Here is a 13,815-nt window from a genome sequence, read left to right as displayed (position 1 = left end):
ACAGGTCCTTCTTTTTTTCATTTCTAGCGCTAAACAGAAGGCTCGCAGTGAAGGTAAGTAGAGGGCACTTTTTCAGCTCACTCCGCTAGTCCTGGTCTTTTATTCATTATACATATATGAAATCAACCTAACCTAATCAATAATACCTTTATTTTAGTTATGGATAAAAGTTTTCGAAAAGGGAAACCACTTTCTGTCTTATTGCGTCTAAGGTGGTGTAAAGGAGGTCAAGCATATTGTCATGACAATAGATTTATCTGATTCCCAATTAAAGAAGATTCGCGAATCGGAAGCTGATAGAGAGCAGTTTCTAGAGCTGCTTATTGATGAATACAGCCAGGCAATCCTGTGGCTCTCTTATACGTACGTGAAGGATATGCAGTTAGCTGAAGAAGTCATGCAAGATGTATTCCTCACGTGCTACCACAAAATAGACTCATTTCGAAATGATGCCACCATTAAAACGTGGGTCTATCGAGTTACAGTGAATAAATGTAAGGACCAGCTTCGTAAAAAGACGATAAAACGATTCCTAACAAAAGAGGAGAAGGCAGACGGTTATTTCGGGAAAGATAGTCGGCATCCTGAAGATATAATAGTGAACAAAATGGAAGATAAGGCCTTAGCAGATAAGGTGATGTCGTTGCCTACTAAATTTAAAGAAGTGATCTACATGCATTATTTTGAGGACATGAAAGTAAGGGAAATGAGTGAAATACTGAAGATGAATGAGAATACCATAAAGACTAGACTTAATCGTGGCAGAGCGATGCTGAAGAAGATGTATGAAGAGGAGGGGTTGGATGGATATTGAAGAGCGTTTGAAGAACTTGCGTCAGTCCATGACAACTACAACCTTTAAGCATGTAAACGTAGATAAACAATCTGTGAAGGAAAATGTTCTAGCTCGTTCGAAGAAAAGAAGGACCTCCCCTTTATCTCCTTATCCAAAGCGGTTAGTACAAGGACTCGGGAGTATGGTTGGGGTCACCATTCTTTGTTTATTGATTGTGTATGCTGGCATGTCCGGTCAAATCCCTTTTCCAAATCAATCATCAGAGGAGAACACGAAATTAGAAATCACAAAGGAAGACCACAGTTTGATGAATACGTGGACGGAGAGATCCGTAACGGATGCGCAAGGGCATTACAACATATTTATTGTTCATGACGGTAACTTAGAGACAGCCAATGCAAATAAATGGGAGGATGCCAAGGACGAAGTATATGAGCTGGAGCAGCTTGCTCAGATAGACAGGGTGGATTATGTCGTAACCGGTGAATATCAGAAGGCGTTTCAAATAGAGCAACTCCCAACAGCTCTCGTATTTGATCATCAGGAAATGGTGTTTGAGACCAATGAGCCTGAGCAATTGCTGACCTATATCTCCGACTCAACAGATGCTCCTTAAAGTATCCACGTGAGTGTCATTTCTTTCCCATGATATTCCTGTGTGATACGTTAGTTGTATGACGATATACAAAGGATGACGACGAGAATGAAACGATTGGGATTATGGTTGTTTACGGTATTCTTTTTTACTGCTGGTGTGATGCATTTTATTGTAGTGGATAGCTTTGTAACGATTGTTCCTGCAGCATTGCCAGCGAAAGAATGGATTGTCTATGTGACAGGGGTTATGGAAATAGTATTAGCGATTGGTCTGTTGCTTCCTAATACAAGAAGAATCTCGGGGAAAATGATTGCCCTATTTTTAGTGCTAGTATTTCCCGCTAATATATATTCTGCCATTGCAGGCATTCCAGCCACTGTAAATCCGATGTTTCTATGGATCCGTTTATTATTCCAGCCACTACTGATTTGGTGGGTTTGGGCCGTTTCGAAAGAATAAAAAAATACTTCTACAGGAGAAAGAACCTCACTTAAGGGGTTCTTTTTTTATAGCATGAAAGAACATACAGAGAACGAGCTCATTCCAGCTTTCATCAATAGACAAATGCTAATGCATGGGTATTTTTATCTCCTCATTATATTGATTAAGCTGCAGCAACCTCTCGATAACAAAACCCCTCGAAAAATCTCTTTCATGAAATCCCTTATAAAACGTCATACTAAACCTAACTGTTACGGTGAAGGAGAGTATGGTAATGGAAGACCAATCATGGAAGGAATTATGGAAGAAGGGTAATAAGTCATCGCTCGCTGCTGCGTCTGGTAATTTGGTGATTACGATTGCGAAAGCATTTGGGGCATATTTTAGTGGAAGTGGAGCTATGCTTGCGACAACGTTACACTCACTAGCAGATACCGTCAATCAGGGATTTGTATTCGTGGGGAGTGTACTTGCAGAGAAAGCACCAACGAAACGTTTTCCTACAGGATTTGGAAGGGTCATTAACATTTTCGTTATGATTGCCGTGCTCATTATCACGGTGCTTGGCTATGAATCCATCAAGGAGGGCTGGCACCTTATCCAACATCCGAAAAGCTCTGGAGGATTCTGGCTTAATATGGGTATTTTACTACTCAACATTATTATTGATGGTGCCATCTTGGTTAAGGCCATGAAGGAAATTGTTAAAGAGGCTGAAGCCACAGATAGCGAAGGTGGGCTCGTGTCCAAGTCGCTACGCCATCTCTCAGATGCTACCCCGCCAACCAGGCTGGTATTTTTCGAGGATGTAGTTGCTGTAATGGGAGCTATTCTAGCAACCATCGCAGTTGTTGTAACCACATTTACCAACTTTGCTATTTTAGATGGAGTAGTTACGTTGTTAATCGGTGTGCTAATGCTAATTGTTGCCTTCCGGCTGGGCTTTGAGAATATGATTGGCCTGATTGGTGTTTCTGCACCAAAAAAGGTCGAGAAGGAAGTGGCGCACAATATTATGAATCATCCAAGGGTGGAGGATATAAGAACGATGCGAGTCGTAAAAGAAGGCAGAGCCTACCATGTGGAAGCTTTACTGGAGCTGGAAGTAGGCCTTTCTTTAGCAGAAGCGGATGATATCAAATTTGCTGTGTGGCATCAATTACTGGAGAACAAGGATATTTCCGATGTGACCCTTGGTATTATTGAGTCTGATGATCAAAAAAATTGGGATGGAGAAAAAGAGGAGGAGAAGGGATACTGGAAGCCTCCCAAACAGGATTAGTGAGTCTATTTTATTTTCAAATACACTCTCCCATACTACACTGTAGTGTAATACATAAGGAGGGTGATGAAGATGGAATGGAAAGGGAAGTCCTTTGACGATTTAACGAAAGAAGAGCTGTATTCCATTATGAGAGAAAGGGTAAATGTCTTTGTCGTTGAGCAGAATTGTCCTTACCCTGAATTAGATAACGATGATCAAGAGGCATATCACGTATGGCTGGAAAAACAAGAGGAATTGGTTTGCTATTGCCGTATCTTTCCTTCTGGTACAAAATACGAACAAGCTGCTTCTATCGGTCGTATTTTGGTTAATGAACATTATAGAGGGAAACAGTATGGAAGAATGTTAATGAAGCAAGCATTGTCTGTAGTGCGGGACGAATGGCAGGAAGAGCAAGTGTATTTGCAGGCACAAGAGTATTTGTTATCGTTTTACCAAAGCTATGGATTTACCGTTACATCGGAAATGTACTTAGAGGATGGTATTCCGCACAGAGACATGCTGTTAAAAAGGTAAGGTGGTATGTATGCAGAATCATCCATTTGATGGTATCAATCTCAAGGACCATCCGAGTGCTTATCGCATTGGGCGTGGGGAGTATGGTATTTTTCATGCAGAGCCCTATAAAAGTGAACTACTCCCCTTATGGGGGTTTAAGAACGAGAGGATAGCAAGACAGGCAGCGGAGGCTATTTATAACAAGTACAAGCAATACCGGAAAGAAGAAGATTTCGTAGGAATGGATGTGGCTCGTAAGTTTCTGCGAATGGGTTATACCAGAGCAAGGCGGTATGCGAAATACCCTGGCGGAAAAAAGTATAACGAGGATGGGACAGTGAAGGAGGTAACAGCGCTGGATGAGGAGAAGCAGCGGGCAGCTGAAATATTTGATGAAAGTCGTTCTAGCATTGTAGAGGACCCTAAATATCAACGCTTGAAGGATGAGTTTATAGGGGAATAATCCTTCAGCTAATCGCACACTCTATGGGGGAAGATGAAAGGGGTGTATCGATTGGCGACCCAGAAAAAGGCAAGCGTTGTACTTGGGAAGGTTATTGTATTAATCTTTGTCCTCATCATTATTACTGCGCTGATTATGTTTATTGCCTATGCTACATTTGGGAATAAGCAGACACAAGCGTTTTGGGATGAGCTGGCGATACAGCAGCATTATATATTATCACTTCCTATGAAGAAGGTCCTGTAGCTGCAGGACCTCTTTTATTTGGGAGTGTGATAGGATATGAGCAAGGGAAATTAGTAACTAGGAACGTGGAAAAGGATGATGTAAATGTTCAAATTATGGAAACGTATAAAGTTCGTCTTTCAATTACAGAAATCTATCCCATTTCTTATCTCCTTCTTTCGGTCCAAGGAAGTGGCTGGATCGAAAAAGGGGTTATCCATCTTATTTCTAGTCGCCTACATTCTCTTGCCAACAGATCTTATTCCTGATTTCTTCGGACTAATTGGATTTGTAGATGATCTTACTATCTTCACCTTCGTCTTTCAGCAAATCGTCAAGATGGCTCCTGATTCTCTAAAAGAGAAGTATGAGCTTGAATAGAGTATTCCCCTTGTAAAGGAGTTGCTTCTTTAGAGCAGCTATATGGACGATTAAAAGGTTTGAACTATTGGATTTTCGATAATGAGGGATGTAAAAGGAGGAATAAGCGTGAAGGTATTAATTATTGGTGGCACTCAATTTGTAGGTCGGCACATAACGCAAACCGCTCTCGATAATGGACATGAGGTAACATTATTTAATAGAGGGAAGACAAACCAGGATTTATTTACAGACGTAGAAAAAATTAAAGGTGACCGTACCAAAGACCTTAATAAACTTAGTCATCGAGAGTGGGATGTGGTTATTGACACCTCTGGCTATCATCCCGAGGTCGTACGACAATCTGCGGCAGCATTAAAGAATTCGGTAGAACGATATGTTTTCATCTCTACTATTTCGGTTTATAAAGATTTCAAAAATGAATATGTAGACGAATCGTATCCTGTTGGAACAGTAGACGACCCAAATGTAGAGGACATTAACGCGGAGACATATGGGCCACTGAAGGCCCTGTGTGAACAAGCTATTGAAGAAGAAATGCCAGGAAAGACGCTCAGCATTCGACCTGGATTAATTGTAGGACCACATGACCCTACCGATCGATTCACATATTGGGTGATGCGATTTGCTCGTGGTGGGGAAGTGTTAGTACCTGGAAAAGAAAATCGGTCGATTCAATTTATTGACGTCAGGGATTTAGCCGAATGGACTATTCATATGACGGAACAGCAAGAGACTGGCGTGTATAACGCAACTGGTTTCGATGAAGAGATAACGATGAAGGATGTAGTTAATACCTTCCTTCAAATCAGCCCCGAGGCAGAAGACAAATGGATTGGAGATTCTTGTTTACAGAAACATGATGTTCAGCCATTCCATGAATTACCGCTATGGATACCTGAGTCTGAAGAGCTGCCATATGGATATTTTCTAGTATCCAATCATAAGGCAAGAGAAAAAGGGCTACGCTTTCGTCCGTTGAGAAAAACAATAGAGGAAACGAGAGAATGGTTTGTAGCTCGGGAAAACACAGATATGGCTGATGGCATCGGTTTAGACCCCGCCAAGGAAGCTAGAATCGTAAAAGAGTGTGCTAAATAAACAGAACAGAGCTCCTACCCTTTCAGTAAGGGTGGGAGCTTTTTAAGCTTAAGGACCCAATGTTTTGCTTCATCCACATATCGGCGCTACTTAAAAATATCAACAACCAGCATAAACTAAGATCAGGTGGGACACTTTTCTTTATAATAGGGAAGGTCTAAGGGAAAGATGTAATCAGGTGAGTTGACTGTATTGCGTATTACCATATAAAATGGTTGCGACAAGAAAAATTGGACGAAGGCAAAACTTATATATACACTAAACAAATGACAACAGAGGTGAGAAAAATGATAGAAGCATTTAAAGAACTCAATCCAGTTATGCAAGCATTAATCGGTACGTTATTTACATGGGGAATGACTGCTCTTGGTGCATCACTGGTATTCTTTGTGAAAGGCGCCAATCAGAAATTTTTAGATAGTATGCTAGCATTTGCTGGGGGCGTAATGATTGCGGCAAGTTATTGGTCTCTTCTTTCCCCGGCGATTGAAATGGCTGCTGATGGACCTGTTCCTTCGTGGGTTCCAGCAGTAGTAGGCTTCCTGTTAGGAGGGGTGCTCTTACTGTTCGTAGATAAAATGCTCCCAGCACTGAACACAGAGAAATACCTTCATGATATTAAGGATAACAAGGCAAAAAACCGAACGGCATTGCTTGTATTCTCTATGACGCTTCATAATATTCCTGAAGGTCTGGCAGTCGGGGTTGCATTTGGAGCACTAGCATCTACTGGAACGGAATCAACGCTAGCTGGTGCGGTTGCCTTAGCGATTGGTATAGGAATTCAGAACTTCCCAGAAGGAACAGCCGTATCCATGCCATTACACCGAGATGGCATGAAAAAAGGAAAAAGCTTTATGTTCGGCCAGTTTTCTGGAATGGTAGAGCCTATTTCTGCCGTCATTGGGGCAGTAGCTGTTATTGCTATTGAGCCTATTCTCCCTTATGCACTAAGCTTCGCTGCAGGCGCGATGATTTTCGTTGTAGCTAAGGAAATTATTCCGGGCTCGCAGGAAAAAGGAAATGTAGACGTTGCGTCCATTAGCCTTATGATTGGTTTTGCCATCATGATGACGCTGGATGTAGCTCTTGGCTAATAATAAAATATAGACAAATAAGTACCCCCTGAAATAATTCCCCTGGTTTATGGGAAATATCAGGGGGTAAACTTTTATACGTTGATTATTCTATTTAGCCTAGGAGGCACATATATGCAAAATACGAGATTGTGGTTAAGTGTAAGGGATAGCTTCTGGTTTGTACCGTTAATTTATGGTATATTATCATTTATTGCAGTAGCCCTTACGAAGGTGCTGGATATGTACTTTATGGATACGATGAAGCAGATTGTCCCATCCATATTTCTAGGTAAGAAAAGTATGGCGTTATATTTATACTCGTCTCTCATAACCGCTATGCTGACCATGACTACTATTAGTTTTTCATCTATTATGGTCGTGTTAACTACATATTCCTCGCAATTCTCTCCAAGAGCGTTGGAGGATTTTATGACGGATCGTATTACCCAGCACGTCTTGGGTGTGTACGTTTTTGGATTTTTGTATGCACTAGTAAATCTGCTGCTCCTGCCGCGAAGTAAGGATGCTGTCATTGTCAGTCCGTTTCTAACGGTAATAGTAGCATCTGTGACACTAGCCTTCTTTGTGTTATTTATCCACCACTCGGCACGCTGGGTGCAGGTAAATAATTTAATTGGGAAGATACAAACGGAAACCATCCACGTCATTAATCGAAAATTTGCCGAGCAGACGTATGATATCTATGAGGATTGGGATGAGGAAGAGCTCGAGCAATTAAAGAATAAAGAGCGGTACTATATGCAGGTAAAACAAAGCGGCTATGTACAGCACATTGATTTTAGACCGTTTATTAATTGGGCGAAAGAACACAACCTTATGATTTTTGTAAATGTACAGGTTGGAGATTATGTGGAATCGGGCTCGCCCATTTTTTATTATGTGTTCAAGGATGGCAAAGAGCAATTAGATGAAGACATCAGCTTGGACTACATTATTATTGGCAAGGAGCGAACCAATGTTCAGGATATAGAATTCTCCATCCAGAAATTAGTGGAGATTGCCTTAAGAGCTATCTCACCTGGCATTAATGACCCACACACAGCGATTAATTGTATAAACCGAATTGGATCTATTCTTGCAGAGATAGGCCACAAATATAAGGAATTCCGTTATTATACGGATAATGATGATCAGTTACGCCTGAAGGTAGAACCGAAACCATATCATCAATATTTATATAAAAGCTTTTATCAAATTAGATTGTATGGTAAAAAGGATGTATCTGTCATGAACAGCATTCTGGAATCATTATATAAGATAGCACTCGTTAATGACGAGGATATAAAAGAGGAAGTTTGGAAATTCAGCCTGTACATCCTAGACGCTGTGAAGGATGAGGATTATCATGAATATGACCTGCAATTAATTAGAAAAGTTGCGAATGATCTAGCAGCATTATGTGAAAAAGATCCAGCAATTTAGAAGGAGTTTCGAGCAAATGGAGTGGAGAAACATTTACAGGGGAATGCTGATGGGCACAAGTGATGTAGTTCCAGGTGTTAGTGGAGGAACCATTGCTGTTGTCCTCGGCATATATGATCGTTTAATTGAAGCGGTAAACGGTGTTTTCAGTAAAGAGTGGAAGAAGCAGCTAGGATTTCTTATCCCGCTTGCCATTGGAATAGGGGCAGCCATATTGCTGCTAAGTAACCTTATCGATCATCTATTGGAAAACTATGAACAGCCAACCATGTTCTTTTTCCTCGGGCTGATTGTGGGGATTATCCCGTTCCTTCTTAACAAAGCAGATTACAAACGTAATTTCGAAGGTTCCCATTATGTATTATTGCTTATCAGTGTGTTGCTGGTTGGCTCTCTGGCCTTTTTCAACACTGGTGAACCTGAAGCGTGGAAAGGGAGTCTGTCAGTGAGTCAGTATATCTTCTTGTTCTTCTCTGGCTGGCTGGCTAGTATGGCTATGCTATTACCTGGAGTAAGCGGCTCCTTCTTGTTGTTACTAATAGGAGTCTATCCAACCGTGGTAGGAGCTATATCTGAGCTTCAATTTGACCGTATCATCGTAATTGGATTAGGCGTGCTCATTGGAATTGCTATTAGTGGAAAAGGAATTAACCATTTGTTTAAACATTATCCATATTACACCTATGCAGTGGTTACCGGGATGGTTATCGGTTCGATATTCGTTGTTTTCCCAGGTGTCCCTGCTTCCATGGTATTGTGCCTAATCACCTTAATGGGAGGGCTGTTAGCAGCCTTTCTTCTTGGAAAAGTAGAATATGAATAACACGAAAAACCAGCACAGATGAGTATGTGCTGGTTTTTTGCTCATAATTTAGGAAGCCGTTGTTTCTATGAAGCTCATGAAAGCTTCTCCTTCAGTGAGTAAAAAATATCACTGCTGGTAGTAATTAGTAACTAAACGCTGTTGCACCAACAATGATAAGAAGAATGAATAGAACCACGATTAATACAAAGCTTCCATAACCGTAGTTGCCACCACCCTCGTAACAACAACCATATCCACCATATCCGTACATGTTATTTCCTCCCTTTTAAGAAATTATATTAGTAGCAGCAATAGCCACCATATCCGCCAACCTGTGAGGCACCAACAATGATAAGAAGAATGAACAATACAACCACTAAGGCAAATCCTGTTCCGTATTTACTTTCGCCCACCAAAACCCCTCCTTCTATAGTGACTTCATCCATAATGTATGCGAACGCCCTTGTTTTGGTGGATAAATTCAGCGAATTCCCTAAAAATGGGCTGGTGTACTAAAAAAACCCCCATTGCTACAATGGGGGTTAATGTTCTATATTCTCTTTAGCTGCGGAAGGGAGGGGATTGACGGCTCCCAGCGACTAGTGAGCTTCCTCTCCCTCCTTACGATAAGTCAACATCGATTCGTTACACTCATCGTGTTTCCTTTATCTCATACGGGAGCGTCCAGCTCATACGTCGCTAAACGGGCACCTCCGCTTTTCTTTATGCCTTTTGCCAGTTTACGTTTAGTTCTACGTCTGCTGCTTTTAGGGTTGTGAAGACTGGGCAGCGTTGGTCTGTGATGCGTTGTAGTTCTTCTACACGTTCTTGTGTTTCGCTGGTTTGTACTTCTGCGTTAATGGTAACGGTTTGGAAGTATGGGCGGACTCCTTCTTTACCCATTAGTCCTTGTGGGTCTAGGGAGCCTTTAATATCGAATTTAATATTTTGCAAATCGAATTTGATTTCTTTAGCAACCATATTAGCGATAACTGTTTCACAGCCTGCTAATGAGCTTAAAAGAGTTGAAAGCGGGTCGGCGCCTTGGTTTGTACCTCCCATGCTTTCTGGCTCATCAATAACAAGCGTGTGTCCGTGTTCTGCTGATACGTCTGTTTTCATACCTGTATTGTTACTAGTAATATGAAATGTTTGTTCTGCCATGATAAGAACCTCCTTTAAGTTTGTACATGATTTATTGTAGTATGTGTAGCAGTCTTTATGATGTAATTCAGCTTACATATCAAAAGGGAAGCGACACATATGGAGTTTTCCCGTATTCGATAAAATCAATCTAGGTAGAGCATATTATCATGAAAAGCTCTAGCTTGATTTACTAAGCAATTATTAATATGTTTGATATATAGAATAGGGGAGATAGTTTTTTCGTTATACTCATCGTGTTTTCTTTATCTCAATGCGGGAGCGTCCAGCTCATACGTCGCTAAACGGGCACCTCCGCTTTTCTTTAAGCTCTTAGGTCTTCTTTTTGGTGGTGGAGGATGTTTTTGCCTTTGAGGATTTTGTTGTTTGTTGTTACATAGACAGGGGTGTAGACTTCCCCGATTAGATTGATTAGTGTGTTTGCTGCCTCTTGTTGTTCGAGTATATTTATTTCTTTATATGATATATTGTAAGAATCTAAATGTTTTTTTGCTTTATAGCAGTTTATACAACCATCCATTGTGTACAGTACATTCATGGCTAATACCCCCTTTTTTTCTTGATGTACTAAATTTCTAAAGAGGTGATATGAGTGGATAAATTAATGATGCTTTCTCAAATAAGCTTATTTGATGAGCTGCCTAAAGAAGAGCTAATGGTAATTGACGATATGAGTGAAATGAAACCAGTTAAGAAAGGGACCGTCATTCTTTCGCCGGAATCTCCGGTTAAAGCTCTATTTTTGTTAAAGCAAGGACAGGTTCGTTTATACCGGATGAATTCACAAGGGAAACAGTTTACCGTTGATATCCTTGTGGATGGAAACATTTTTGGTGAAACAAGCTCTTTATCCCTTACTGATGATGAGATATACGCAGAAGCGATGACGGATACGTATCTCTGTATTTTAAGCAGGGAGGATTTTGAGCATTTTATTGAAACCAACCCTAAGATTGCATTAAAACTTATCGACATCTTATCCACTCGATTAAAAGAGGTATATACCATAAGTGAAAAAATAGCCTTGAGTGATGTGAAAAATCGTTTGCTGTATTTGCTGTTGATGTTAAGTGAAAAAACAGGACGTCGTAAGAATGAATGGCAAACCATTGAAATGAAGCTTACTCATCATGACCTTGCCAATATGATTGGTTCCACGAGAGAGACGACTAGCGGTATTATTAGCCAGTTAAAAAAGGAAGGCTATCTGAAAAAAGGAATTCAGCATTTTTCCATTCATGCTGAAAAGACAAAGGAGTTACTGGATGTGTGATACATATCCAGCTTTTTTGTTATGTTGCCTTTCTCCATAAACCGGATGAAGTTTGACTAAGACCGCCGCGTCCTGCGGCAACGTGGAACTGACCAACATCGTGTTGGTTTCAGTTCATACGTCGCTAAGCAGTCGCTGCCGCTTTTCGTGATCCAGCTGTGGCTCCTAGGGGCTAGTGGACTTCCTTCTTCTTCTTGCGATAAGTCAACATCAACTCACTGTGTTCGTTGTGTTTCCTTTATCTCATGCGAAGCCGTCCAGTCCATACGCCCCTGAGCAGTCGCCTCCGCTTTTCGGGATCCAGCTCCGGCTCCTAGCTCCTAGCGTCATAAGCAATATCTTCTCCAGAGGCTAATGGCCTCCTACGAAGCTCTTGCTTATGCGTACGGAGCTAAGCAGTCGCCGCCGCTTTTCATTGTCCAGCTGTGGCTCCTAGGGGCTAGTGGACTTCCTGCTTCTTCTTGCGATAAGTCAACATCGATTCGTTGCACTCATCGTGTTTCCTTTATCTCATGCGAAGCCGTCCAGTCCATACGCCCCTAAGCAGTCGCCGTCGCTTTTCGTGATCCAGCTGCGGTGCCCAGCGACTAGTGAGCTTCCTCTCCCTCCTTGCGATAAGTCAACATCGATTCGTTGCACTCATCGTGTTTCCTTTATCTCATGCGGGAGAGTCCAGCTCATACGTCGCTAAACGGGCACCTCCGCTTTTCGGGATCCAGCTCCGGCTCCTAGCTCCTAGCGTCATAAGCAATAGCTTCTCCAGAGGCTAGTCGCCTCCTACGAAGCTCTTGCTTATGCGTACGGAGCTAAGCAGTCGCCGCCGCTTTTCGGGTTACCTAAACAGTTTAATAAATTTCTCTGAGATTTTTTGGATTTTGCCGTTGAATAGTTTGGCGCGCCAGTATTGGTTGCTGGCGTTTTCGATGGATGCTGTATGGTTTGGGTATGGGTATATCATGTTGGATAGGTCGCCGATTTTCATTCCTTTTTGAACGGCTAGTATGACGGTTTGCATCCAGTCGCCTGCGCCTTTGCCGATGGCGTGAGCGCTGATGATTTTTCCTTTCGTGTCGGTAATAATTTTGATAAATCCGTTGGTTGCATGATCGGCTACGAAGCGGTCTACTTGGTCTAATTCTGTTTTGTAGATCATGATGTCTCCGTGTTTTTCTTGTGCTTCGTCTTGGGTTAGGCCGAAGTGGAATACTTCTGGTGTCAGGTAGGTATTCCATGGAATATGGTCATAGGATACTTTCCTTCGTAATCCGTAGAGGGCATTTTGTACGACGGTTTTTCCTTCATATCCAGCTACATGCGTGAAGTATAATCCTCCATTTACATCGCCTACTGCAAAGATGTGAGGGACGTTGGATCGGAGGGTGTCATCTACTTGGACGTGACCCTTTTCATCCATTGATACGCCGGCATTTTCTAGCTTCAAGGTGTCTGTGTTTGGTTTACGTCCAACAGCTAAAAATATGCTATCTGCTTCTAGTACATATTCTTCTTCATCGATAGAGTAGTGTACATAGTTTTGTCCATTCTGCCTGGATGTTTTGGAAACGCGAGCGTTGGTAATGACGTTCAGCTCTTTTTCAAGCATATCCTGTGCTGCTTTTTGTATATCCCGATCCTCTTTCCCAAGCAGGTAGGGTCCGGCCTCTAGTACAGTTACTTCTGATCCCAGACGAGAGTATGCTTGTGCTAGTTCTAAGCCGATTGGACCTCCGCCAATGAAGACGAGTTTTTTAGGAAGTGTGTCTAGGTTGAAGGCTGTTTCGTTTGTAATATACCCTGTTTCCTCTAAGCCTGGTATCGGGGGAGTATTCGGACGGGAGCCGGTTGAGATGACAATTCTTTTGCCATAGATGTTCTCGTGTCCTTCTATTTCGATTTCGTGATCTGTGTGGAAGGAAGCTCCACCTATATACACATCAATGCCCATGTCTTTAAAGCGATTTATATCGTCGTGTTCCTGAATATGGTCAATCGATGCTTTCACACGCGCGTTAATAGCTTTTAAGTCTACTTCTCCAGAGGCATGCACTCCATACGTGCTTACGCTGCGAGCATGGTACACTTCATTAGCTGCTTCTATTAGCGCTTTCGATGGTACACATCCGAAGTGCAAGCAGTCCCCTCCAAGGTCTTCTCGTTTTTCTACTAGTGCTACCTTTGCTCCTAGGGAGGCTGTACCAGCAGCAACGGTAAGACCGCCAGCACCTCCTCCTATCACGACTACATCATACTGTTTCACGTACGG

General features: G+C 41.9%; 18 protein-coding genes. 13 read left to right on the top strand and 5 right to left on the bottom strand.

Going from position 1 to position 13,815, the window contains the following annotated elements; all coding sequences use genetic code 11:
• Positions 1-241: 241 nt before the first annotated feature.
• The 12 genes from ACFFGV_RS09340 (at position 242) to ACFFGV_RS09285 (ending at position 9,133) form a co-directional block, all read left to right on the top strand.
• Positions 242-814 (top strand): sigma-70 family RNA polymerase sigma factor, encoded by a 573-nt coding sequence (locus ACFFGV_RS09340; protein WP_377347034.1) that lies wholly within the window; start codon positions 242-244, stop codon positions 812-814.
• A complete protein-coding gene (locus tag ACFFGV_RS09335; RefSeq protein WP_377347032.1) occupies positions 804-1,412 on the top strand; it encodes a hypothetical protein in 609 nt (202 codons plus the stop codon). The genes ACFFGV_RS09340 and ACFFGV_RS09335 overlap by 11 nt, the downstream gene beginning before the upstream one ends.
• An 87-nt stretch (positions 1,413-1,499) precedes the next feature.
• Positions 1,500-1,853 carry a DoxX family protein gene (locus ACFFGV_RS09330; RefSeq protein ID WP_377347030.1) on the top strand — a complete coding sequence of 118 codons (354 nt, stop codon included), beginning with the start codon at positions 1,500-1,502 and terminating at the stop codon, positions 1,851-1,853.
• A 256-nt stretch (positions 1,854-2,109) separates the two neighbouring features.
• Complete coding sequence (locus ACFFGV_RS09325; protein ID WP_377347029.1) at positions 2,110-3,117, top strand: cation diffusion facilitator family transporter; 1,008 nt, start codon at positions 2,110-2,112, stop codon at positions 3,115-3,117.
• A gap of 72 nt (positions 3,118-3,189) precedes the next feature.
• On the top strand, positions 3,190-3,636 hold the full coding sequence (locus ACFFGV_RS09320; protein ID WP_377347027.1) for a GNAT family N-acetyltransferase: 447 nt from the start codon (positions 3,190-3,192) through the stop codon (positions 3,634-3,636).
• Between the two features lie 10 nt (positions 3,637-3,646).
• A complete protein-coding gene (locus tag ACFFGV_RS09315; protein ID WP_377347025.1) occupies positions 3,647-4,081 on the top strand; it encodes a DUF4385 family protein in 435 nt (144 codons plus the stop codon).
• A 51-nt stretch (positions 4,082-4,132) separates the two neighbouring features.
• On the top strand, positions 4,133-4,327 hold the full coding sequence (locus ACFFGV_RS09310; RefSeq protein WP_377347023.1) for a hypothetical protein: 195 nt from the start codon (positions 4,133-4,135) through the stop codon (positions 4,325-4,327).
• Positions 4,328-4,411: 84 nt separating this feature from the next.
• Positions 4,412-4,687 (top strand): YkvA family protein, encoded by a 276-nt coding sequence (locus ACFFGV_RS09305; RefSeq protein WP_377347021.1) that lies wholly within the window; start codon positions 4,412-4,414, stop codon positions 4,685-4,687.
• 108 nt (positions 4,688-4,795) lie between these two features.
• A complete protein-coding gene (locus tag ACFFGV_RS09300; RefSeq protein WP_377347019.1) occupies positions 4,796-5,788 on the top strand; it encodes an NAD-dependent epimerase/dehydratase family protein in 993 nt (330 codons plus the stop codon).
• Between the two features lie 287 nt (positions 5,789-6,075).
• The gene (locus ACFFGV_RS09295) at positions 6,076-6,885 is read left to right on the top strand and encodes a ZIP family metal transporter (RefSeq protein ID WP_377347017.1); all 810 of its coding nucleotides are present in this window, start codon (positions 6,076-6,078) and stop codon (positions 6,883-6,885) included.
• Between the two features lie 114 nt (positions 6,886-6,999).
• Positions 7,000-8,310 carry a DUF2254 domain-containing protein gene (locus ACFFGV_RS09290; RefSeq protein WP_377347015.1) on the top strand — a complete coding sequence of 437 codons (1,311 nt, stop codon included), beginning with the start codon at positions 7,000-7,002 and terminating at the stop codon, positions 8,308-8,310.
• Positions 8,311-8,326: 16 nt separating this feature from the next.
• Positions 8,327-9,133, top strand: coding sequence for a DUF368 domain-containing protein (locus ACFFGV_RS09285; RefSeq protein ID WP_377347013.1), 807 nt, complete (start codon positions 8,327-8,329; stop codon positions 9,131-9,133).
• A 124-nt stretch (positions 9,134-9,257) separates the two neighbouring features.
• On the opposite strand, the gene ACFFGV_RS09280 is transcribed toward ACFFGV_RS09285, so the two are convergent.
• The 4 genes from ACFFGV_RS09280 to ACFFGV_RS09265 form a co-directional block, all read right to left on the bottom strand.
• Positions 9,258-9,386 (bottom strand): YjcZ family sporulation protein, encoded by a 129-nt coding sequence (locus tag ACFFGV_RS09280; RefSeq protein WP_377347012.1) that lies wholly within the window; start codon positions 9,384-9,386, stop codon positions 9,258-9,260.
• 28 nt (positions 9,387-9,414) lie between these two features.
• A complete protein-coding gene (locus ACFFGV_RS09275; RefSeq protein WP_377347009.1) occupies positions 9,415-9,528 on the bottom strand; it encodes a YjcZ family sporulation protein in 114 nt (37 codons plus the stop codon).
• Positions 9,529-9,838: 310 nt separating this feature from the next.
• Positions 9,839-10,279 (bottom strand): OsmC family protein, encoded by a 441-nt coding sequence (locus tag ACFFGV_RS09270; RefSeq protein ID WP_377347006.1) that lies wholly within the window; start codon positions 10,277-10,279, stop codon positions 9,839-9,841.
• 304 nt (positions 10,280-10,583) lie between these two features.
• Complete coding sequence (locus ACFFGV_RS09265; RefSeq protein WP_377347005.1) at positions 10,584-10,817, bottom strand: glutaredoxin family protein; 234 nt, start codon at positions 10,815-10,817, stop codon at positions 10,584-10,586.
• A 54-nt stretch (positions 10,818-10,871) separates the two neighbouring features.
• Here ACFFGV_RS09265 and ACFFGV_RS09260 point away from each other — a divergent pair, with 54 nt between their 5' ends.
• On the top strand, positions 10,872-11,552 hold the full coding sequence (locus ACFFGV_RS09260) for a Crp/Fnr family transcriptional regulator (RefSeq protein WP_377347003.1): 681 nt from the start codon (positions 10,872-10,874) through the stop codon (positions 11,550-11,552).
• Positions 11,553-12,384: 832 nt separating this feature from the next.
• On the opposite strand, the gene ACFFGV_RS09255 is transcribed toward ACFFGV_RS09260, so the two are convergent.
• On the bottom strand, positions 12,385-13,809 hold the full coding sequence (locus tag ACFFGV_RS09255; protein WP_377347001.1) for a dihydrolipoyl dehydrogenase family protein: 1,425 nt from the start codon (positions 13,807-13,809) through the stop codon (positions 12,385-12,387).
• Between the last annotated feature and the right edge of the window lie 6 nt (positions 13,810-13,815).

Source organism: Pontibacillus salicampi (assembly GCF_042434395.1).
Lineage (GTDB): Bacteria > Bacillota > Bacilli > Bacillales > BH030062 > Pontibacillus > Pontibacillus salicampi.
Note: the sequence above shows the minus strand (reverse complement) of the source record. Positions and strands in the feature narration are given on the sequence as shown.

Coding starts and splice junctions, on each gene's coding strand:
- ACFFGV_RS09295 (WP_377347017.1), top strand. CDS start 6,076: ATGATAGAAGCATTTAAAGAACTCAATCCAGTTATGCAAGCATTAATC.
- ACFFGV_RS09285 (WP_377347013.1), top strand. CDS start 8,327: ATGGAGTGGAGAAACATTTACAGGGGAATGCTGATGGGCACAAGTGAT.
- ACFFGV_RS09315 (WP_377347025.1), top strand. CDS start 3,647: ATGCAGAATCATCCATTTGATGGTATCAATCTCAAGGACCATCCGAGT.
- ACFFGV_RS09265 (WP_377347005.1), bottom strand. CDS start 10,817: ATGAATGTACTGTACACAATGGATGGTTGTATAAACTGCTATAAAGCA.
- ACFFGV_RS09320 (WP_377347027.1), top strand. CDS start 3,190: ATGGAATGGAAAGGGAAGTCCTTTGACGATTTAACGAAAGAAGAGCTG.
- ACFFGV_RS09325 (WP_377347029.1), top strand. CDS start 2,110: ATGGAAGACCAATCATGGAAGGAATTATGGAAGAAGGGTAATAAGTCA.
- ACFFGV_RS09335 (WP_377347032.1), top strand. CDS start 804: ATGGATATTGAAGAGCGTTTGAAGAACTTGCGTCAGTCCATGACAACT.
- ACFFGV_RS09340 (WP_377347034.1), top strand. CDS start 242: ATGACAATAGATTTATCTGATTCCCAATTAAAGAAGATTCGCGAATCG.
- ACFFGV_RS09305 (WP_377347021.1), top strand. CDS start 4,412: ATGTTCAAATTATGGAAACGTATAAAGTTCGTCTTTCAATTACAGAAA.
- ACFFGV_RS09330 (WP_377347030.1), top strand. CDS start 1,500: ATGAAACGATTGGGATTATGGTTGTTTACGGTATTCTTTTTTACTGCT.
- ACFFGV_RS09280 (WP_377347012.1), bottom strand. CDS start 9,386: ATGTACGGATATGGTGGATATGGTTGTTGTTACGAGGGTGGTGGCAAC.
- ACFFGV_RS09270 (WP_377347006.1), bottom strand. CDS start 10,279: ATGGCAGAACAAACATTTCATATTACTAGTAACAATACAGGTATGAAA.
- ACFFGV_RS09290 (WP_377347015.1), top strand. CDS start 7,000: ATGCAAAATACGAGATTGTGGTTAAGTGTAAGGGATAGCTTCTGGTTT.